22 protein-coding genes are annotated in these 21,354 nt (G+C 37.0%); 19 read left to right on the forward strand and 3 right to left on the reverse strand.

Features of this window, described 5'->3' with window-relative positions:
• Positions 1-626: 626 nt before the first annotated feature.
• From AC27VX_RS20975 to clpB, 3 genes are all read right to left on the reverse strand, one after another.
• Positions 627-1,166 carry a hypothetical protein gene (locus AC27VX_RS20975; protein ID WP_488697758.1) on the reverse strand — a complete coding sequence of 180 codons (540 nt, stop codon included), beginning with the start codon at positions 1,164-1,166 and terminating at the stop codon, positions 627-629.
• Between the two features lie 176 nt (positions 1,167-1,342).
• Positions 1,343-1,495, reverse strand: a complete 153-nt coding sequence (locus tag AC27VX_RS20980; protein ID WP_236857249.1) for a hypothetical protein — start codon at positions 1,493-1,495, stop codon at positions 1,343-1,345.
• A gap of 214 nt (positions 1,496-1,709) precedes the next feature.
• Positions 1,710-4,304: an ATP-dependent chaperone ClpB gene (clpB, locus tag AC27VX_RS20985; protein ID WP_236857250.1), complete on the reverse strand. Its 2,595-nt coding sequence runs from the start codon at positions 4,302-4,304 to the stop codon at positions 1,710-1,712.
• Positions 4,305-4,672: 368 nt separating this feature from the next.
• On the opposite strand from clpB, the gene AC27VX_RS20990 reads away from it, so the two are divergent.
• From AC27VX_RS20990 to AC27VX_RS21080, 19 genes are all read left to right on the forward strand, one after another.
• Positions 4,673-5,248, forward strand: coding sequence for a TetR/AcrR family transcriptional regulator (locus AC27VX_RS20990; protein ID WP_236857251.1), 576 nt, complete (start codon positions 4,673-4,675; stop codon positions 5,246-5,248).
• Positions 5,249-5,423: 175 nt separating this feature from the next.
• Positions 5,424-6,740, forward strand: a complete 1,317-nt coding sequence (locus AC27VX_RS20995; protein WP_488697761.1) for a phenylacetate--CoA ligase family protein — start codon at positions 5,424-5,426, stop codon at positions 6,738-6,740.
• Positions 6,740-7,825 carry a 2Fe-2S iron-sulfur cluster-binding protein gene (locus AC27VX_RS21000; RefSeq protein WP_236857253.1) on the forward strand — a complete coding sequence of 362 codons (1,086 nt, stop codon included), beginning with the start codon at positions 6,740-6,742 and terminating at the stop codon, positions 7,823-7,825. The genes AC27VX_RS20995 and AC27VX_RS21000 overlap by 1 nt, the downstream gene beginning before the upstream one ends.
• A gap of 85 nt (positions 7,826-7,910) precedes the next feature.
• Positions 7,911-8,849 carry a 1,2-phenylacetyl-CoA epoxidase subunit PaaA gene (gene paaA / locus AC27VX_RS21005; RefSeq protein WP_236857254.1) on the forward strand — a complete coding sequence of 313 codons (939 nt, stop codon included), beginning with the start codon at positions 7,911-7,913 and terminating at the stop codon, positions 8,847-8,849.
• Between the two features lie 7 nt (positions 8,850-8,856).
• Entirely contained in the window at positions 8,857-9,459 is a 603-nt protein-coding gene (locus AC27VX_RS21010; RefSeq protein ID WP_236857255.1) for a hypothetical protein, read from the forward strand.
• Between the two features lie 12 nt (positions 9,460-9,471).
• Complete coding sequence (gene paaB / locus AC27VX_RS21015) at positions 9,472-9,753, forward strand: 1,2-phenylacetyl-CoA epoxidase subunit PaaB (protein WP_034703047.1); 282 nt, start codon at positions 9,472-9,474, stop codon at positions 9,751-9,753.
• 106 nt (positions 9,754-9,859) lie between these two features.
• Positions 9,860-10,609: a 1,2-phenylacetyl-CoA epoxidase subunit PaaC gene (gene paaC / locus AC27VX_RS21020; protein ID WP_236857256.1), complete on the forward strand. Its 750-nt coding sequence runs from the start codon at positions 9,860-9,862 to the stop codon at positions 10,607-10,609.
• Between the two features lie 279 nt (positions 10,610-10,888).
• Positions 10,889-11,326: a 1,2-phenylacetyl-CoA epoxidase subunit PaaD gene (gene paaD / locus AC27VX_RS21025; RefSeq protein WP_410681130.1), complete on the forward strand. Its 438-nt coding sequence runs from the start codon at positions 10,889-10,891 to the stop codon at positions 11,324-11,326.
• Positions 11,327-11,479: 153 nt separating this feature from the next.
• On the forward strand, positions 11,480-12,280 hold the full coding sequence (locus AC27VX_RS21030; RefSeq protein ID WP_236857258.1) for an enoyl-CoA hydratase/isomerase family protein: 801 nt from the start codon (positions 11,480-11,482) through the stop codon (positions 12,278-12,280).
• An 83-nt stretch (positions 12,281-12,363) separates the two neighbouring features.
• The gene (locus AC27VX_RS21035) at positions 12,364-13,497 is read left to right on the forward strand and encodes a 3-hydroxyacyl-CoA dehydrogenase NAD-binding domain-containing protein (protein ID WP_236857260.1); all 1,134 of its coding nucleotides are present in this window, start codon (positions 12,364-12,366) and stop codon (positions 13,495-13,497) included.
• Between the two features lie 80 nt (positions 13,498-13,577).
• Complete coding sequence (locus tag AC27VX_RS21040) at positions 13,578-13,889, forward strand: hypothetical protein (protein ID WP_236857261.1); 312 nt, start codon at positions 13,578-13,580, stop codon at positions 13,887-13,889.
• Positions 13,890-13,894: 5 nt separating this feature from the next.
• Positions 13,895-14,308, forward strand: a complete 414-nt coding sequence (locus AC27VX_RS21045; RefSeq protein ID WP_300685229.1) for a PaaI family thioesterase — start codon at positions 13,895-13,897, stop codon at positions 14,306-14,308.
• 32 nt (positions 14,309-14,340) lie between these two features.
• Positions 14,341-15,030 carry a DUF6624 domain-containing protein gene (locus tag AC27VX_RS21050; protein ID WP_236857264.1) on the forward strand — a complete coding sequence of 230 codons (690 nt, stop codon included), beginning with the start codon at positions 14,341-14,343 and terminating at the stop codon, positions 15,028-15,030.
• 52 nt (positions 15,031-15,082) lie between these two features.
• Positions 15,083-16,288: a 3-oxoadipyl-CoA thiolase gene (gene pcaF / locus AC27VX_RS21055; RefSeq protein ID WP_488697766.1), complete on the forward strand. Its 1,206-nt coding sequence runs from the start codon at positions 15,083-15,085 to the stop codon at positions 16,286-16,288.
• Positions 16,289-16,380: 92 nt separating this feature from the next.
• Positions 16,381-16,974, forward strand: a complete 594-nt coding sequence (locus AC27VX_RS21060) for an acyltransferase (protein WP_236857267.1) — start codon at positions 16,381-16,383, stop codon at positions 16,972-16,974.
• 19 nt (positions 16,975-16,993) lie between these two features.
• Positions 16,994-17,821 (forward strand): alpha/beta hydrolase, encoded by an 828-nt coding sequence (locus AC27VX_RS21065; RefSeq protein ID WP_236857268.1) that lies wholly within the window; start codon positions 16,994-16,996, stop codon positions 17,819-17,821.
• Positions 17,822-17,942: 121 nt separating this feature from the next.
• On the forward strand, positions 17,943-20,438 hold the full coding sequence (paaZ, locus tag AC27VX_RS21070; protein WP_488697769.1) for a phenylacetic acid degradation bifunctional protein PaaZ: 2,496 nt from the start codon (positions 17,943-17,945) through the stop codon (positions 20,436-20,438).
• Positions 20,439-20,504: 66 nt separating this feature from the next.
• The gene (locus AC27VX_RS21075; protein ID WP_488697771.1) at positions 20,505-20,753 is read left to right on the forward strand and encodes a hypothetical protein; all 249 of its coding nucleotides are present in this window, start codon (positions 20,505-20,507) and stop codon (positions 20,751-20,753) included.
• Positions 20,754-20,803: 50 nt separating this feature from the next.
• A complete protein-coding gene (locus AC27VX_RS21080; RefSeq protein ID WP_488697773.1) occupies positions 20,804-21,340 on the forward strand; it encodes an SMI1/KNR4 family protein in 537 nt (178 codons plus the stop codon).
• Positions 21,341-21,354 lie beyond the last annotated feature (14 nt).

Raw genomic sequence — 21,354 nt, forward strand, 5'->3', positions numbered from 1 at the left:
ACAGCTCCGGAAATCTGAAAATAAGCGAAATATAAATCCCAGATATTTCTATATTCCCATAATAGCGACATGAATGTCATAAATGGAAGAGTTCCAATATAAAAAAGAGTAATTCCCAAGTTGACATAAAACATTCTATTTGTGCTGAATTTTAAGATCTCTGATGAGTTAACTTGTTTGTAATATTCCATGATAACAAGTATCATTAAAAACAAACAGCCAAAAGTATAATTAAATGAATAAACGATTTTATTATCCGGAAAAAATAAAGCATTGGGTATAAATGAAAGAAGATATATGCCAGAAAAGATATAAAACAGCGTTGTATTTTTTAATGACTTTTTTGCATAAAGCCAATAAAAAAATACAAACTGTAATGGCATGACAAAGTAATTGTAAAATTTAACTCTATCAATATGAAGAGGTTTTTCTGCCCATTTTACCGCGGATTCACACCCGAAAATAATGATAAGATATAAAGCGAGATATTTCCAATATTGTTTTTTTACACGGTTAAAATAGATAATAGATGTCACGGCAGCGATTCCCTCTCCTGCGTACATTATTTGTGAAAAAAACTTTTGGAATTCAGTCATTGTTTATGAAAATACTTTTTTGAGTTGAGATTAGAATTTTTCAGATATAGGATTTCCTGGAGGGGTAAGTGTTCCATTATTTTCTCCAAGTCCCGGATTATCACCATCTCCATCATCAGGAAGCATAGGTCTTCGTGCATTTAGTGCTAAAGATATTTTTTCTCCGTTTGCCTCTAAAGAATTAAAATCATAGTCAAGAAGATCACCGGATTCATTTTCCTTTTTTAGCGTTGGAACCATTACAAGTGTGTGTCTTTCAGCATATTCCTTGGGAACGGGATGAGATTCCATAATGTTCCAGTTTTCTATTTTCGGGTAAGAAGCGTAGTAGAATCTGATTCCCAGATCTTCTTCTGTCGTATCAGGATTTATTCTGTTGGCTTCTTCTTCAATCATTGCAATGAATTTTTTCAACTTAGGAAGGTCAAACCAGATGGAATGGGCATCTTCTATGCCCAGGGTGTTATTGATAGCACTCAGATGATTTTGGCGGTAATTGTCAATCAGTTGTTGAATTAAGTTGATTGACATTATCCCTGGTCGTTGCGGATTGTTTGATTCTGTATTCATAGCTTAGTTGTTTATAATATACATCTCAGATGATCTGCAAATTTCGTAAAAAAATACTTTAGAAAATAAATTAATAAATAGGGAATTTTACTGTTTATTTTACCGTGATTTCACGGATTGTATAGTAAATGTAAATATTAGTAATGAAAAACCGGAGAAAAATCTCCGGTTTAGGTTTAGATGCATGGATATTTCTTGGGATCTCTGCAAATTAATCCTGGTGTGCAGCAGAGACCTGTGGGGCAGCCCCAGTCCTGATCACACATGATTACTGGTGGAAGTAAACCGCCGTCAATTTTCTTTAATTCATTTCTTTTTAACTTTTTCATACTGATTTTGTTTTAGTTATTAATTTGTTTGAATGATAAAGGTAATTATATATCACGACTAATAGATATAATATATTTATTAATTATAGATTATTTTGTAACTAGGACTTCCAAAAATAACCTGAGCGTAGGCCATCATTTAATAATAAAATAAGTGCTGCAGATATCTCTACAGCACTTATTCACAAAAATAATATATATGAAAAAAACTATTTTATTGCTCGGTCTCTCTGAAAACAAGACCTGTTTCTACGAAATAATCCAAAGTGATTCTGTCTCCATCATTTACATTTCCTGCAAGGATTTCTCTGGAAAGCTTATTCAACACTTCCTGTTGGATTACTCTTTTTAGAGGTCTTGCACCGAAGGCAGGATCATACCCTTTATCCATCAGATAATCCACAGCATCCTGAGTGAAAGTCATAATGATATTTCGTTTAGAAAGCATTTCATTGAAACCTCTCAACTGATATTGAACGATTTTTCCAATCTCTTTTTTCGTTAAAGGCTGGAACAATACGATCTCATCAATTCTATTCAGGAACTCCGGACGTAAAGTTTGTTTCAGAAGATCGAAGACTTCATCTTTCGTCTTATCCACAATTTCACTCTGATTTTCCTCAGTAATATTTTCAAAATTCTCCTGAATCAAATGAGAACCTAAATTTGAAGTCATGATGATAATAGAGTTTTTGAAATTAACAACACGTCCTTTATTATCAGTAAGACGGCCATCATCTAAAACCTGCAATAAGGTGTTGAAAACATCCGGATGGGCTTTTTCTATTTCATCCAAAAGAACCACAGAATATGGTCTTCTTCTTACCGCTTCAGTTAATTGTCCACCTTCATCATACCCTACATATCCAGGAGGGGCTCCTACCAGTCTTGAAACACTGTGACGTTCCTGATACTCACTCATATCAATTCTGGTCATATTATTTTCATCATCGAACAGGAACTCTGCCAATGCTTTGGCAAGCTCGGTCTTACCAACCCCTGTTGTTCCCAGAAATAGGAATGAACCGATTGGTTTTTTATCATCACTTAATCCAGCTCTGTTTCTTCTGATTGCATCAGCTACAGCCTGTATGGCCTCATCCTGTCCTACAACTCTGTGGTGAAGCTCAGATTCCAGATGTAATAATTTTTCTCTTTCAGACTGTAGTAATTTGGTTACAGGAATACCTGTCCATTTACCAATCACTTCAGAGATATTTTCTGCAGTAACCTCTTCTTTGATTAACTCATTCTGATGGTTCTGCATTTCAAGTTCAACTTTGGCAAGTTCAACTTCTTTTTCACGAAGTTTTCCATACTGGATTTCCGCTACTTTAGCATAATCTCCCGTTCTGGAAGCTCTTTCTGCTTCGTGTTTCAGAGATTCAATATCTTTTTTGATCTGGGTAAGATCTTCACTTTTCTGTTTTTCTTTCAGCCATTTGGCATTGATTTCATTTCTCTGTTCGGAAATTTTAGAAATATCCTCTTTCAAATGATCAATTTTTGTCTGGTTGCCTTCCCTTGATATGGCTGCCAATTCAATTTCCAGCTGCATCAGCTTTCTGTCTAAAACATCAAGTTCTTCCGGTTTGGAATTGATTTCCATTCTCAGTTTGGCAGATGCTTCATCAATAAGGTCAATTGCTTTATCCGGTAAGAAGCGGTCTGAAATATATCTTTGAGACATTTCCACCGCAGCAATAATTGCTTCATCTTTGATTCTTACTTTGTGGTGGGCTTCATATTTATCTTTAATACCTCGGAGTATGGAAATTGCAGATTCAGTATCCGGTTCTTCCACCATCACTTTCTGGAAACGTCTTTCTAACGCTTTATCTTTTTCAAAATACTTTTGGTACTCATTCAGGGTAGTAGCTCCGATTGCTCTGAGCTCTCCTCTTGCCAGGGCAGGTTTCAAAATGTTGGCAGCATCCATAGCTCCCTCACCACCACCGGCTCCTACCAAAGTATGGATCTCATCTATAAAGAGGATAATCTGTCCATCAGATTTGATAACCTCATTCACTACAGATTTCAAACGCTCTTCAAACTCTCCTTTGTATTTTGCTCCGGCGATCAAAGCTCCCATATCCAATGAGAATAAGGTTTTATCCATCAGGTTTTCCGGTACGTCACCATTGATAATTCTGTGAGCTATTCCCTCAGCAATCGCCGTTTTACCTACACCCGGTTCCCCGATAAGGATTGGATTATTTTTTGTTCTTCTGGAAAGGATCTGTAAAACCCTTCTGATCTCTTCATCACGCCCAATTACGGGATCCAGTTTTCCTTCAGCTGCTAACTCGTTGAAGTTTTTAGCATATTTATTTAAGGATTGATAAGTCTCTTCCGAACTTGCAGAATTAGCTTTGCTTCCTTTTCGTAATTCTTTAATAGCTCCTTCCAGCAGGCTTTTTGTAACACCCATGTCTTTTAACATTTTGGAAACTTCAGAGCTTGTTTCAAGAAGTGATAACCATAAGTGCTCAATCGTTACATATTCGTCACCCATCTTTTTAGCAATATTGGGAGCATCCAGTAAAACTTTGTTTGCAGATTGAGACAGATAAATATTTCCACCCTGTACCTTAGGAAGTTTTTCTAAACTTTCACGGTTACGCTCTCTTACTAAATTGGCGTCCGCTTCGGATTTCTTTAATAAGAAAGGGGAGATGTTCTCATCTGCCTGAAAAATTCCTTCAAGGAGATGTTGAGGTTCAATACTTTGATTTCCCAATTCCATAGCAACCTGTTGTGCTGCCTGGATGGCTTCCTGTGATTTTACGGTATATTGGTTTAAGTTCATATTGTATGTATTTTTGGTTATGATTGGTTTAAAATTTAGTTTTAAAAAACATCAAGAAACTAAATTGTGAGGCTCAGTTTCTTAATGCCATCAATTATTTAATTATTATTCGATGACTGTATCGCAAAAACTGTTCAATTATTAAATTTACAAAAAAATAGGACAAAATTTCCGAATTTGTTATTTTTAACGGAAAATTAACTTGACAAAATTTCCGATTTGATCATTATCTCTTCGAAACCTATGAACAATACGTCATATCATGAATGGTTTTTATGAAAACAAATTTGAAAATCAGAGAATATATTGAATGTCTGTGTTAAATTTCAGCTTTTTATTTTAGAATAATTACTTTTGCATTTTACCAGATGGAACTTAAAGAAAAACAAAGAAAAATATTAGACGTAGCAGTAGAACTTTTCAAAGAGAAGGGCTATATGGGAAGTTCGGTAAGAGACCTTGCTACGAAACTTAATATCAAGGCTGCTTCACTGTATGCACACATCCGTTCAAAAGAAGAAATTCTGGAATGGGTCTGTTTTGGTATTGCTCAGGAGTTTTTTGATGAGCTTCAGGAAGTAAAAAACACAGCGATTCCTCCAAAAGAAAAGCTGAATTTATTCCTTGATAAACACTTATCTGTGGTTCTTAAAAATCGTGATGTGACCCATATTTATTCCAATGAGTGGAGGCATTTGGAAGAAAGGCTTCCTGAATTTGTTGAATTAAGGAAAAACTATCAGCAGGAAGTGGAAGAACTTATTTCTGAGATCTATCAGGCAGAAAATTGGGAGCTGAGATCACCCACATTTACAACAAGATTTATTCTTCATACCCTTAACAATTCCTATTTTTGGTTCAAAAGAAGCAGTGATTCCACTGATGAAATCACCGATGAAATCAGAGAGAAAATTCTTTTCGGTTTATTAGGAAATCAGAAATAATAACCTACTGCAAAGGAAAATCATTAATACATTTTACATTATACTTTTTACAGATAAAGCCGTTCAGCTTCTATTTCGTTATTTAGAATGATTCAAAATATGACAAAAGTCATAAAAATTTTGCCAGCTAGCAAAATCTTTTTAAATTTACACCTAACAAATGTTAGTTAGTTTTATGGATTTTTCAGTTGAATATCTGGAGCTGGGTCAGTTGAGACAGCTTCAAACCGACCGGTTGATCAGCCTGATCAGCTATCTGGGAGAGAAGTCGGAATTTTATAAAAAGAAATTTGATGAATTGCAAATATCTCCAGAGGATATAAGGACGGTTGAAGATATCACGAAACTTCCGATTACTTATAAACAGGATCTGAGAGATAACTATCCTTTTGGTTTGTTCACAGTTCCGAAGAATGAACTTCAGAGAATTCATTGTTCTAGCGGAACAACCGGAAAACCAACCGTAGTAGGATATACAAAAGAAGATGTAGATCTTTTCAGTGAAGTGGTAGCAAGATCTTTAAATGCAGCAGGAGCAAGACCGGGAATGCAGCTGCACAATGCATATGGCTACGGAATTTTCACAGGAGGACTTGGTCTTCATTACGGAGCAGAAAAGCTTGGAATGAGTGTTCTTCCTATTTCAGGAGGAATGACAGCAAGACAGGTTGATCTGATTGTGGATTTTAAACCTGAAGTAATCTGCTGTTCACCATCCTATGCCTTGACAATTGCTGACGAGTTTGCCAGGAGAGGAATTTCAGCGGATGAAATCAGTCTTAAATATGCTGTATTGGGATCAGAACCTTGGACAGAAATTATAAGAGGCCATATTGAAGAGAGATTGGGAGTTCATGCTACTAATATTTATGGGTTGAGCGAAATTATCGGGCCGGGAGTTTCAATGGAGGATTTCGAAGAAAAAGGAGGTGCCTATATCTGGGAAGACCACTTTTATCCTGAAATTTTAGATCCGATTACCAAGCAGCCGGTACCATTTGGAGAAGAAGGAGTCCTGGTGATTACCACTTTGACAAAAAAAGCAATGCCGCTTTTACGATATTGGACAAATGATATCACAAGTCTTTACTACGACGAAAATGCCAAGAGAACAATGGTGAAAATGAAGCCAATTGTGGGAAGAGCAGATGATATGCTGATCGTAAGAGGTGTAAATGTTTACCCAAGCCAGATAGAAGATGCTTTTTCTTATGTAAAAGGGGTAGTTCCCAATTACTATCTGACACCCATCGAAAAAGAACATATGTGTGTAGCCCTGGATATTGATATAGAAATTGATGATGAATTTGTAAAGGTTCAAAAAATAGGCGCCAATAACGATGATTATTTTAATTTTGTCGGAAGCTTTGGAAAAAGTATAGAAAACGAAATAAAAAAACGGGTAGGCATCACTACAACAGTGAAAGTTCATGCCCAGGACAGTTTGCCAAAGTGCGAAGGTGGAAAAATTAATAGAATACTAAAAAAATAATGAATTCATTTTATAAACTTAAAACGGTTAAAGTTCAGAAAGATACACCGGATGCTGTAAATGTAGCGGTGGAAATTCCTGAAGAACTGAAAGATAAGTTCAGATTCAAACAGGGGCAATATCTTAATTTCCGAATGATGATTGACGGAAATGAAGAGAGACGTTCTTACTCGATCTGTAATGCTCCAAGTGAAAAAAGCAATACACTTGAAGTACTGGTAAAGCTATTGGAAAACGGAAGAGTATCAGGATATTTCAATGAGCATCTTCATATGGATGAAATGCTGGAAGTAATGCCTCCGATGGGCGGTTTCAATACCTCTTATCACCCAACCAACACGAAAACGTATGTAGGTTTGGCAGCAGGAAGCGGAATTTCTCCTGTTTTATCCAATATTAAAGAAAGTCTTTATCAGGAACCTAACAGTAATGCTTATCTGTTTTACAGCAACAGAAGCATGCAACATATTTTAAGAAAAGCTGAAATTGATAAGCTGGTGCAGCATTTCAACGGAAGGCTTAAAGTTATTTACCTGGTAAGCCGTGAAAAGCATGAAGATCCTGTTTTTGAAGGAAGAATCTCTGCTGAAAAATTGGAACAGTTATTTGAAAGATATACAGAGATTGATGTAAAAGATTCCACGTATTTCATCTGTGGCCCTGCAGAAATGATTAAAGGAATTGCCGATTATCTGAAAAAAGATAAAAAAGTACCTGCTATCCAGGTTCTATTTGAATACTTCACCGCTCCTGACGAAGAAAATACGGCGGAAATGAGTGATGAGTTTAAGGCGATTGCCAATTTAGAAAGTATGGTAACGGTAATTATCGATGATGATGAATATTCGTTTCACCTGAATTCTAAAAAAGAAAGTATCTTAGATAAAGCATTGAAAGACCAGCTTCCCGTTCCTTTCGCTTGTAAAGGAGGTGTTTGCTGTACGTGTAAAGCACAGGTTTTAGAAGGAGAGGTTTTCATGGAGAAAAATTTTGCGCTTACCGAAGATGAAGTAGCCAGGGGTTACGTTCTTACCTGTCAATGTCACCCGACAACGAATGTGGTGATGCTTAATTATGATGTTTAATATTTTGTAAAATGTAAAATGTACAAAGTATATCAAAATATATTGTACACCCCACATTTTACTTTAATACAAAAAAACAAAAGAAATGGACTTAGAAAAATTTGTTCAATATGTTCACGAGGAAAATAAAGTAGAACCAAAAGATGTAATGCCGGATGATTACAGAAAACTATTGGTTCGTCAGATTTCACAGCACGCCCATTCTGAAATTGTAGGAATGCTGCCGGAAGCGAACTGGATTTCCAGAGCGCCTTCATTGAGAAGAAAAATGGCCCTTTTGGCAAAAGTTCAGGATGAGGCCGGTCATGGTTTATATCTTTACTCTGCCACTGAAACTTTAGGAGACGGAAGTATCCGGGCAGACAGAGACGCTACTTATGATGATATGCTGGAAGGAAAAGCAAAATACTCAAGTATTTTCAACTACCCTACATTAAGCTGGGCAGATATCGGCGCCATCGGTTGGTTGGTAGACGGTGCAGCCATTATGAACCAGGTAATGCTGATGGGGAACTCTTACGGTCCTTATTCAAGAGCGATGGTGAAGATCTGTAAAGAAGAATCTTTCCACCAAAGACAGGGATATGAGATTCTAATGGCACTTTGCCGGGGAACCAAGCAGCAGAAAGAGATGGCTCAGGCTTCATTAAACCGTTTCTGGTGGCCGGCTTTAATGATGTTCGGACCAAACGATGACAGTTCGCCAAACTCTAAAATCTCTATGAATTACAGAGTAAAAAGAGAAAGTAACGACAGTCTTCGTCAGAGATTTATCGACGTTACCGTTTCTCAGGCTGAATTCTTAGGATTAACGATTCCGGATAAAGACCTGAAATGGAATGAGGAAAGGCAACATTACGATTTCGGAGAACTTCCATGGGGTGAATTCATGGAAATCTTAAAAGGAAACGGACCTTGCAACAAGAAACGTATCGAAACGAAGAGAAAAGCGCAGAGAGAAAACTCTTGGGTAAAAGAGGCGGCAGCAGCTTTTGCAGAGAAACAAAACGAAAAGGTAAACTAAGAAATTAGTGAGAATTTTACTTCAAATTTTATTTTTTGTTTTTGTTTCGATGATGAAAGGACAGGACGCAGATAAGCTTGCTGGTATTCCTTTCAATATAGAAAATGAGAAAGAGATAAGAATTTATCAAGGACCCGGGATTGCAAATGGAGGAAAAATTTTTAGAATTTATCTGAGAAAAGATGAAAATTGGAGTGCTGAACTGATACAATGGTTTTTACCATCTTATACAGGTAAGGATGAATTTATAACTATTCCGCCTAGAGTAATCCAATTAAAATCCAAAGATAATCTGGAGAAAGCTTTTATTACTTTTGAAGCAATGAATATCGGCTATCTTCCTAAAGAAGACCTTTTCAAATATAAAATGTCCCGTTCAAAGGCTGTATATGACAATGATGAAAAAGAATATGTATTATCTACAAGGGAATATATAATTACAGACGGGATAGATTTTTTAGTAAAATACAAGTCAAATAATAAAGAGAATGAATTTCATTATTCTAATCCTGAAAGCTATTTAAAAGATACTCCAGGAATTGATGAATATGAAAGTTTCATGAAAGTTTTAAAATACATTGAAGCTAATTTCAATATTAAGTTAGATTAAAAAATTAAAATAATGAGTCAATTAGATATGTGGGAAGTGTTTATTCAGACTAAACCGGGATTATCCCACAAACACGTTGGAATTGTACAGGCACCAACAGCAGAAATGGCTTTGCAGAACGCAAGAGACGTTTATACAAGAAGAAAAGAAGGAACTTCTGTTTGGGTAGTTCCAAGTAAATATATTGTGACTTCGGAAGGAATTGACAAAGAAGCTTTCTTTGATCCGGCTGATGATAAACTATATCGTCACCCGACTTTCTATGATATTCCTAATGATGTGAAAAATATGTAATAAGAATAAGACTTTAAGATAATAGACCAATAGATAAAAGACTTTAAGGTTTACTCATTTGTTATCTATCCGTCTATCATCTATTGATCTTCAAATCTATTAAACAATGAATCCATTATATAATTATTTATTAAAACTAGCAGACGACAGTTTCATTATGGGACAGCGTCTGTCTGCATGGTGCGGTGAAGGTCCTTACCTAGAGGAAGATATTGCTTTGACAAACATTGCTTTGGATGAACTGGGCCAGGCCAATAACTTTTACGTTTTTGCTTCAAGAGTCGCAGATAACGGTAAAAGTGAAGATGATATCGCATTTTTGAGATATGAACACGAATATGTCAATGCACATTGGGTAGAACTTCCCAATGAAGATTATGCACAGACTATTCTTAAAGTGTATGTATTGTCTGTATATCAGAAACTGATGTATGAAGCATTATCAAACTCTGTTAATGAAGAACTTTCTGCAATTGCTCAGAAGTCTTTAAAAGAAGTGAGATATCACCATACTCATGCTGCATCCTGGATGAAAATTTTTACTCAGGGAACAGAAGAAAGTAAATTACGTTTGGCAAACGCTATCGAAAATATCTGGGAATATACAAAAGGGTTATTCGCAAAAACAGAGGGTGAAGATGATTTGGTTGCTCTGAATATTGCTCCAGATGCAGATGCTCTTTATCAGGATTTTCTTGCTGTTACCCAAAAAGATTTTCAGGAATTTGGATTAGAATATCCAACTAATCCTTTCATGCAGCCAAAATCCAGAACTGGATATCATACAGAATATTTTGGATTTATTCTTTGCGAGCTTCAGTACATGCAGAGAGCATATCCGGGTTGTACGTGGTAAGAAGCTTCAGTTTGAAGAAGAAATATTTTTAAATACTGATGATTGTGCTGATTATTTTAATTCCAATATTTTACTTTGGGATCATCAATACTCAAGTCAGTTTAAAGTATGAAATCAATAATCCTGGAGATTGCATTTCACACATCACCAACTGGGATTTATGTCAGGATATAAAACAGAATAGGATTTTGATTATTGCAGATCTTTTTTAATTGCTGTTTTATTAATATTTAGAAGAAAAATGATAAGAGGTTGAAAAATCCTTTAGAGATATTAGAAATGGTCCCCGATCCGGAAATTCCTGTGATCAACATTGTGGAACTGGGTATTGTAAGAGAGGCAAAAGTTACCAGCGAGAATTCTTGTGAAGTAACGATTACGCCAACTTATTCTGCCTGTCCTGCTATGTTCACTATTGAGGAAGACATCATAAAGATTATGAAAGAAAACGGATGGGATGCAAAAGTAGTAACCAAGATGTTCCCAATTTGGACAACAGATTGGATAACTGATGAAGCGAGAGAAAAACTCCGTGTTTACGGAATTACACCACCAGAAAAAGGGGCCGACGAACATCACATCGGAAAACCGAAAAAATGTCCGCGCTGTGGCTCTGAGCACACCAAACAGATCAGCAGATTCGGGTCTACCTTGTGTAAGGCTTCGTATCAGTGCCTGGACTGTCTGGAACCGTTCGATTATTTTAAATGTCATTGATGAGGTCACGTAACAATAGGTCAGTTGGCCAATAAAGATCAGGGGCTATGCAAAACATAACGATGCTATTGCCAGATTGTTAAATTGTTAGACTGTTACATTAATTTATATTGTTAAATTAGTACATTGTTAAATAATAAATTAATAAAAACTATGTATACACAACTCGATATTGAAACGCATTTTGACGGTAAGCTCAAAATCGCCTATCTTAATCAGCCGGAAACGATGAATGCCCTTACGAAGCCGGCTTTAGCAGATCTGAAAGATTTTGTTAAAGAATGCAGTGAGGACGAAACCGTAAGATGTGTTGCCATCTCCGGAAGAGGAAGAGCTTTTTGTTCCGGTCAGAATCTGGATGAAGCTTTTGTGGTAGGAAAAGAGCATCACGATCGTGATATCATCAGAAAAATTGTAGTAGATTACTACAATCCTCTAGTGACGGAGATTACCCGTTGCAGAAAACCGGTTATTGCCTTAGTTAATGGTCCTGCAGTAGGAGCTGGCGCAATGCTTGCACTAATCAGTGACTTTGTACTGGCAAACGAGAAGGCATACTTTGCTCAGGCATTTTCAAATATCGGTCTGATTCCTGATACAGGAGGGACTTATTTTTTACCGAAACTTTTAGGTAGGCAGTTGGCCAACTATCTGGCTTTTACAGGAAAAAGGCTTTCTGCTGAAGAATCTAAATCTTACGGTCTTGTTGCAGAAGTTTTCACTGAAGAAGAATTTGTACCGAAGTCAATGGAGATTCTTGAAAGAATGGCAAACATGCCGACAGCAGCTCTTAAGCTGACAAAAAAAGCTTTCGCACATTCTTATACCAATACATTGAAAGAACAGCTGGAGTTGGAAGGTGACCTACAACAGGAAGCTGCAGAAACAGAAGACTTCAAGGAAGGAGTGAATGCCTTTCTACAGAAAAGAAAACCTAATTATAAAGGAAAATAAAGAATCTGTACAATGTAGAAAGTAAAATGTACAACGTACAGTCAAAATACTTTTTTACATTGTACATTTTACATTGTACAAAAATGAAAAATATTGGAATTATCGGTGCCGGAACGATGGGGATCGGCATTGCACAAGTAGCCGCAACGAACGGATGCAAAGTTTGGGTGTATGACGCCAACGCAAAACAAGTAGAAACGGCAACCATAGGTTTAGAAAAAACATTAACCAAATTGGTTGATAAACAAAAAATTTCGGCAGAGAAAATGACTGAAATTTTAGCTAATATTTCCATTGCTACAGAATTAAAGGATTTAAAAGATTCTGAGCTGGTAATCGAAGCGATTATTGAAAACAAAGATATCAAAACCAAAGTGTTTACAGAACTTGAAACCTATGTTTCAGAAAGCTGTATTATCAGTTCCAATACTTCATCCATTTCTATCACCTCTCTTGGTGCAGAACTAAAAAAACCGGAGCGTTTCATCGGAATTCACTTTTTCAATCCGGCTCCGCTGATGCCTTTAGTGGAAGTTATTCCTTCTTTATTAACAGAAGAAACATTAGCAGAAAAAATATACATCCTCATGAAAGACTGGGGGAAAACTCCTGTGATCGCAAAAGATATCCCGGGATTCATTGTCAACAGAATTGCAAGACCCTATTACGGGGAAGGACTTAGAATTCTTGAAGAAAACATGGCTACAGCGGAGCAGGTAGATGATGCAATGAAAACTCTTGGAAACTTCAAAATGGGACCTTTCGAATTGATGGATCTTATTGGGGTCGATGTGAACTTTGCTGTGACAACAACGGTTTACAAAGATTATTTCTACGATCCGAAATACAAACCCTCTCTTCTTCAGCAAAGAATGTCTGAAGCTAAACTTCACGGTAGAAAAACCGGAAAAGGTTTCTACAATTATTCTGAAGGGGCTGAAAAACCTGTTGCTATAAAAGATGATGCCCTTTATCAGCAAATATTTTTAAGAATCATTTCTATGCTGATCAACGAAGCAGTTGAAGCAAAAAGATTAGGCATCGCTAACGACGAAGACCTTGAACTGGCAATGCAGAAAGGCGTAAACTATCCGAAAGGATTATTAAGCTGGGGAAAAGAAATAGGGTATGCAAAAATCTCCGAAACCCTGCAGAATCTTTACGAAGAATATCAGGAAGAAAGATACAGACAGAGTCCTTTACTTCGCAAACTATAAAAAAAATATTTGTATCAGTTTGTCAATATAATATCTCATTGGCAAGCCAATATAATGGTAGTTCTTACATTAAAGAAAGAATGAATATAGAAGAATTCAGGGCCGAATTGGAAGTAAGACTTCTGATTGAGAAACAATATTTAACTCAGGAAGCTTCTTCCATTGAAGATGATCAGGAAAGGCTTGAACTGTTGGGACAGTTTAATGAAAAATACCGAATGCTGATTAAGAGATTAGCCAGTGAAAGCGGTATTGATTTAGATGCTCCTTATGAAAACAGCACTGAAAATTCAGAAACAGCACTTTCATACGAACAGGTAATCTTTGGAAAAACCATGAGCGTTTATGATAGATTATCAGATGAATTGTATGAAGAAATAACAAACGTATAATAGAAATGAATCCAAGACAGGTAGCAGATTATATGTTCAATCAGGATTATTTTTCCCAGTGGATGAATATTAAAATGATTGAAGTAAAAGAAAATTATTGTTTAATAGAAATGCCGGTCAGGAGAGAAATGCTGAACGGGCTGAAGACGGTTCACGGCGGTGTAACATTTGCTTTCGCAGATTCTGCGCTGGCATTTTCTTCCAACAATACCGGAGATGCAGCAGTAGCATTGAACTGCATTATCAATTTTACCAAAGCCGGAAGAGAAGGAGATATTTTCAGAGCTGAAAGTATTTTGGTAAATGATACCAGAAAAACAGCAGTCTACGATATTAAAATTACTAATCAAGACAATGATCTTGTTGCCAAATTTGTAGGAACGGTCTATAAAATTGGTAAGAAAGTAACAGAATTATAAATAACTAAATAATCATAAGCCAATTAACCGGAATGAGAAAAATATTTATACTGTTTTTTGGAATGTCCATGCTCTTTATAAGTGCGCAGCAGAATGCAGATCTGAAAAAAGAATTGGACCAAATCATGGAGGTGGATCAGGGCTACAGAAAGCTCTATACTTCCGACACAACGCCGGAGAAAAGAAATGAGATACTGAAAAATTTAAATATTGATCAGGAAGAATTTAAAAAGAGAGGCTGGGAAATGGTTGCTGAACATGATAGTCTGAATATCAAGACTATCGAACGCATTATTTCTCAATATGGCTATCCGGGGAAAACACTTGTTGGAGAACCCACCAATCAGGCTGCATGGTATGTGATCCAGCATTCAACCAAAATTGGAAAATATCTGCCACTCATTAAGGAAGCTGGAAAAAAGAAAGAAATTCCCTTCACATGGGTTGCCATGATGGAAGACAGATATCTGATGAATGAAAACCAAGAACAGATCTATGGAACACAAGGAAGAGGGGAAATGACAAAAGATAAAAACGGAAAAGAAGTCTTTGTGAATTTTGTATGGCCGGTCAAAGATCTTCAAAATGTCAATAAAAGAAGAAAAGAAGCAGGATTTGATTCCACCTTTGAAGAAAACGTAAAAAAGATGTTCGGGCCGGATTTCAAATATGAACCCTATACTTTAAAACAGGTTTTAGAATTAAGAAATAAAAACAAATAAATAAAAAAGGCAATGGGTAATTTTCAGATGATCTCATTGTCAAATTTACATTATGAATAACGTATACATCATAGACTATGTCAGAACTCCCATCTCAAAACTACAGGGAGGATTATCAGAAGTAAGAGCCGATGATTTGGCAGCCATTGTTATCAAAGAAGTGGTAGCAAGAAATCCTGAAGTTCCTGTTGAAGAAATTGAAGATGTTATTTTCGGATGTGCGAACCAGGCAGGTGAAGATAACAGAAACGTAGCAAGAATGGGACTTCTACTGGCGGGTCTTCCTTATAAAATTGGAGGGGAGACGGTCAACAGACTTTGTGCTTCAGGAATGTCTGCTGTAGCAAATGCATTCCGTTCCATTGCAGCAGGAGAGGGCGAAATTTACATTGCCGGTGGAGTAGAACACATGACGCGTTCTCCTTACGTAATGTCAAAACCAAGCGCAGCTTTCGGAAGAGACAGTCAGATGTATGATACCACTTTCGGATGGCGTTTTGTTAACCCAAAGATGAAGGAAATGTATGGCGTAGACGGAATGGGAGAAACGGCCGAAAACCTTGCAGATATGCATCAGATCAATAGAGAAGATCAGGATAAATTTGCACTTTGGTCTCAGCAGAAAGCTACAAAAGCTCAGGAAAGCGGAAGACTGGCAGAAGAAATTGTGAAAGTTGAAATCCCACAGAGAAAAGGAGATCCTATCGTATTTGAAAAAGATGAATTTATCAAACCAACTTCTTCTTTGGAGGTACTTGGAAAACTTCGTCCTGCTTTCAGAAAAGAAGGAACTGTAACCGCTGGAAATGCCTCAGGAATGAACGACGGAGCTGCCGCTTTAATTTTAGCAAGCGAAGAAGCCGTGAAAAAATATGGTTTAAAACCAAAAGCTAAGATCCTGGGATCTTCCGTAGCAGGAGTAGAACCAAGAATCATGGGAATAGGACCGGTAGAGGCCACTCAGAAACTACTGAAAAGACTGAATCTTTCCCTTGAAGATATGGATGTAATTGAGTTGAATGAAGCATTTGCAGCACAGGCTTTGGCTGTGACAAGAAGCTTAGGCTTAAAAGATGACGATGCAAGAATAAACCCGAATGGAGGAGCTATTGCAATTGGTCACCCACTGGGGGTTTCAGGGGCAAGAATTATAGGTTCTGCAGCTATGGAACTTCAGAAACAAGATAAAAAATATGCATTGTGTACCCTTTGTATCGGTGTCGGACAAGGATATGCAATGGTTATTGAAAAAATATAATAAAATTTTAAAAAGATAAAAAAATCAGGTGCCAGATATTGGATCAAAGAAATATCTGGAATCTGATGTTTGATATCTAAGATCTAATTAATATGAATATCTACTCATACCACGGAATCCGTCCCATTATAAAACCTTCTGCTTATATTCATCCACAGGCAGTAATCATAGGAAATGTGGAAATCGGTGAAGAAGTGTATATCGGTCCCAATGCAGTTATTCGTGGAGACTGGGGGAAAATTATCATTAAAGATGGCGCGAATGTTCAGGAGAACTGTACCCTTCATGTTTTTCCAAATATAGAAACCATATTGGAAGAATCTGCACATATAGGTCATGGAGCCATCATTCATTCCGGGCATATCGGAAAGAATTGTTTGATCGGAATGAATTCTGTGGTTATGGACAAAGCTTATATCGGTGATGAAAGCATTGTTGGTGCATTGGCTTTTGTCCCTGCCAATTTCAGATGCGAACCCAGAAAATTAATTGTGGGAAGCCCTGCAAAAATCATCCGTGATGTTTCTGATGAAATGATCCGTTGGAAGACAGAAGGGACAAAGTTGTATCAGGAGCTTGCAAGAGAAGGTAAAGAAGCTATTCTGCCTTGTGAGCCGTTTACCGAATATATTCAGCAGACCCCTACGAAAGTTGTAGATTACAGCATCTGGGATGATGTAAAATAATGACCATTCAAAATTAAATATGATAAAAAAAATAGCTATTGTATGTAGCTTTTTACTTGCTGTGACAGGTACAGTATCAGCGCAGACTGCAATAACGAAACCGTTGACTATTGGAGAAGTGAGGACGATTAAGTCCAAAATGTTAAATGAAGACAGAACGTTGAACATTTATCTTCCACAGGGATTTGACAAAACAAAATCATATCCGGTAATCTATCTTTTGGATGGAAGTATGAATGAAGACTTCATTCATGTTGCAGGATTAGTACAGTTCTTTAATCAGATGTATTCCATGCCGGAAACCATTGTGGTGGGAGTTGCTAATGTAGACAGAAAAAGAGATTTTACTTTTCATACGGATCTGAAAGATCTTCAGAAAGACTATCCTACGACAGGACATTCTGATAAATTCATTTCTTTTCTTGAAAAAGAACTGAAGCCATATATAGAAGGTCAGTTTAAAACTACAGATAAATATTTGTTCGGGCAATCTCTTGGAGGGCTTCTGGCAACAGAAATTCTTTTGAAGAAACCTGAAATGTTTAATAATTATTTTATCATCAGTCCAAGCTTATGGTGGGATGATGAAAGTCTTTTAAAACAGGCCGGGGCATTACTTTCAAAATCTCCGGACACTAAAAAGTTTGTTTATGTCTCTGTAGGAAAAGGAGAACATCCGGTAATGGTAAAAGATGCAGAAGCATTTTTTGATGTTTTAAAAAAAGCCGGAAAGAAAAACTGGACATTAGAATATAAAATGATGGAAACAGATAACCATGCAACCATTCTTCATAGAAGTTTGTATGAAGGATTGGTGAAAATGTTTCCCTATCAGGAGCCAAAATAATTAATAGATTGTAACAATATACCAATGTAAAAATGTAATGATCACTTATCATTCTCAGGAAATCGAAGAATCTCAGTATAGGTAAACAGTTAGATTGATACATTGCTAAATTAAATATTTTATGGAAAAATTAAAAAACTATATCTACGGTGAATGGGTAGAAGGTACCGGAAACGGAGTTCCTTTATACAACGCTGTTACAGGAGAACAGGTAGCTGTTTCCGATACAGAAGGGCTGAATTTTGAACACGCTCTTGACTATGGTAGAACAGTGGGCTACAAAAATCTTTCTTCAATGACTTTCTATGACCGTGGTGAGATGTTGAAAAAAGTGGCGCTTTACCTATTGGAAAGAAAGAAAAAATATTACGACTTATCATATAAAACAGGAGCTACACACGTTGATTCATGGGTGGATATCGAAGGAGGTTTCGGTACTTTCTTCACCTATTCCGGATTGGCAAAAAGAATGCTTCCTAATACCCCTTTTTGGGTAGACGGAGATACACAGAAAATTTCTGCTAACGGAACTTTTCTGGGAACGCACATTCTGACACCAAGTGAAGGGGTTTCTGTTCAGATCAATGCTTACAACTTTCCGGTATGGGGAATGTTGGAAAAACTATCCACCTCATTATTGGCGGGAGTACCTTCCATTGTAAAGCCTTCTCCTTTCGGGTCTTATCTTACGAACGCGGTGTTCCAGGATATGATAGAAAGTGGAGTATTACCTGAAGGAGCCGTTCAGTTAGTATGCGGAGAGCCTGGAAATATTTTAGATTATATTAAAGATGGAGACTCTGTATTATTTACAGGTTCTGCCCACACAGGAAGAAAATTAAAATCACTTCCATCCATTGCCGGAAATGCAGTTCGTTTCAACATGGAAGCAGACTCATTGAACTGTTCTATCCTTGGCCTGGAAGCAAAACCGGGAACTCCTGAGTTTGACTTATTCATCAAAGAAGTTCGTAACGAAATGACCACGAAAGCCGGGCAGAAGTGTACTGCGATCAGAAGAATTATCGTTCCCGAACACTTAATTGGTGATGTACAGAATGCTTTATCTAAGGCTTTGGATCAAACCAAAATCGGAAACCCATTAAGCAGAGAAACCAAAATGGGATCTTTGGTGGGAAGACAGCAGTATGAAGAAGTCTTAAGAAAAGTAGACATTTTAAAAACAGAAACAGAACTTGTTTACGACGGAAAACATGAACTGGTGGATGCAAGCTATGAAAATGGAGCATTTATGAGTCCTAAACTATTCCTGAATGACAGGCCTTTCGAAAAAAATATCTCTCACGATGTAGAAGCCTTTGGACCGGTATCTACACTGATGCCTTATAAAGATGCTGAAGAAGCAGCTGCATTGGCAAAAAGAGGAAAAGGAAGTTTAGTAGGATCTATCATCTCTCATGACGAGAACTTTATCGCTGAAACTTCGTGGAAAATGGCTTCCCAACACGGAAGGATCTTTGTACTGAACAGAGATAACGCCAAAGAAAGCACTGGTCACGGTTCACCACTTCCTACATTAATGCATGGAGGCCCCGGTAGAGCAGGAGGAGGTGAAGAAATGGGAGGATTAAGCGGTCTTCATTTCTTCTTACAGAAAACAGCTATTCAGGGATCTCCTGATGTACTGAAGGCGATTACTAAAATTTATCAGCAGGGAGCAGAGAAAAAATTCTCAGACAAACACCCTTTCCAGAAATATTTTGAAGAAGTTGAGGTGGGAGACTCTTTAGAAACAGCAGGTAGAACCGTTACTGATGCAGATATCGTTAACTTTTCCAATGTTTCATGGGATCACTTCTATGCACACACCGATGCAACAAGCTTGACAGGAACTATCTTCGATAAAACTGTTGCCCATGGATATTTTATCCTTTCAGCAGCAGCAGGATTATTCGTTTCCGGTAAAAAAGGACCTGTAATTGCGAACTACGGATTAGAAGAATGTAGCTTCTTTAAACCTGTCTACGCCGGTGATACCATCACTGTTTATTTAACAGCCAAAGAAAAAATCAACAGAGGGGTAAAAGGAAGAAATATTCCTTCCGGTGTTGTAAAATGGCTTGTTGAGGTGATCAACCAGAGAGATGAGGTAGTTTGTGTGGCTACAATTTTAACATTAGTGGCAAAACAATCCCCCTTCATCGATCTTAATGTGAAAAATGTTCAAAAGATGTTAAACGGTTTGACAGAAAATACTCCGGCACAATGGGGTAAAATGTCTCCGCAACAGATGATCGAGCATTTGGAGCAGGCTTTATTGGTAAGTGTCGGGGAACCTGAAGCAGATCAATGTTTCACTCCTGAAGAACATCTTGAAAAATGGCAGGATTCTCTGTATAACCACAGAACGATGCCGAAAGAATTTACCGCTCCGTTTTTACCAAAAGATGGATCACTTCCGGAAGCTGTACACAAAAATCTGGATGCCGCAAAAATCTCTTTCATGGATAACCTGAAGAAATTTGTGATCTACTACAAAGAAAATCCACAGGCAGAACACATGAACTATGTATTCGGAAAACTGAATAAAGAAATGTGGGAACTGATGCACAGAAAGCACTTCACTCATCATTTCCAACAGTTTGGATTAATTTAATTCAAAATAAAATATAAATTTATAGTCCCTTTCAGTTTAACTGTAAGGGACTTTTTAGTCATCCTTGTGAAGTATTGGAAATTCATAATTTTTTATCATGAAATCTTTAAAAATCTACTTTGTCTTCCGTATTTTTTTTCTCTTCAGGAAATCCCAAACCTGACAAAGAAAGCTGTTGTAGGTACTTCCGATAAAATAATAGTAGAAGAAAAAGACTCTACAGGTAAGTTCAAAGTTCTCGAAGAAAAACCATTCAAAGGAAATGATGAAGACTTTTATCGTACTTTTAGAAACTACAAACCTTTAGAATATTAACTTTGCACAAGTAAGGACTGAATAGTTCTTGTTTTAATCAACAAAATATTATGGAATTAAACTTTTTCAAAAACTTTGACTTTACAGACTTCTGGAATGAAAGCAGCTATTCGCAAAGAGATTATATTGAAGAATTTCCCGATGATGAAATGATTGCTTCCGTGGAAGAAGAAGTGGGCTATAAACTTCCCGCATCCTATATTGAACTGATGAGAATTCAAAATGGAGGGTTGGTAGATAAAGACTGTTTTCCAACAACAGAACCTACTTCCTGGGCAGACGGCCATATTGCGATCACAGGAATTATGGGGATCGGTAGAAGTAAAACAAATTCTGTCTGTGGAGAACTTGGAAGCAAGTTTATGATGGAAGAATGGGGATATCCAAACGATGGTGTTTATATTTGTGATTGCCCGTCAGCAGGACATGATATGATCTTACTCGACTATTCTACATGTGGAAAAGAGGGAGAGCCTGAAGTGGTACATGTAGATCAGGAAGATGATTATAAAAAAACCTTTCTTGCCAAAGATTTCGAAACCTTTATTAAAGGTTTGAAAACCGAGGATGATTTTGATGACCAATAATATAAAAGCAGTAT

Source organism: Chryseobacterium sp. 14P4.3.2 (assembly GCF_057799275.1).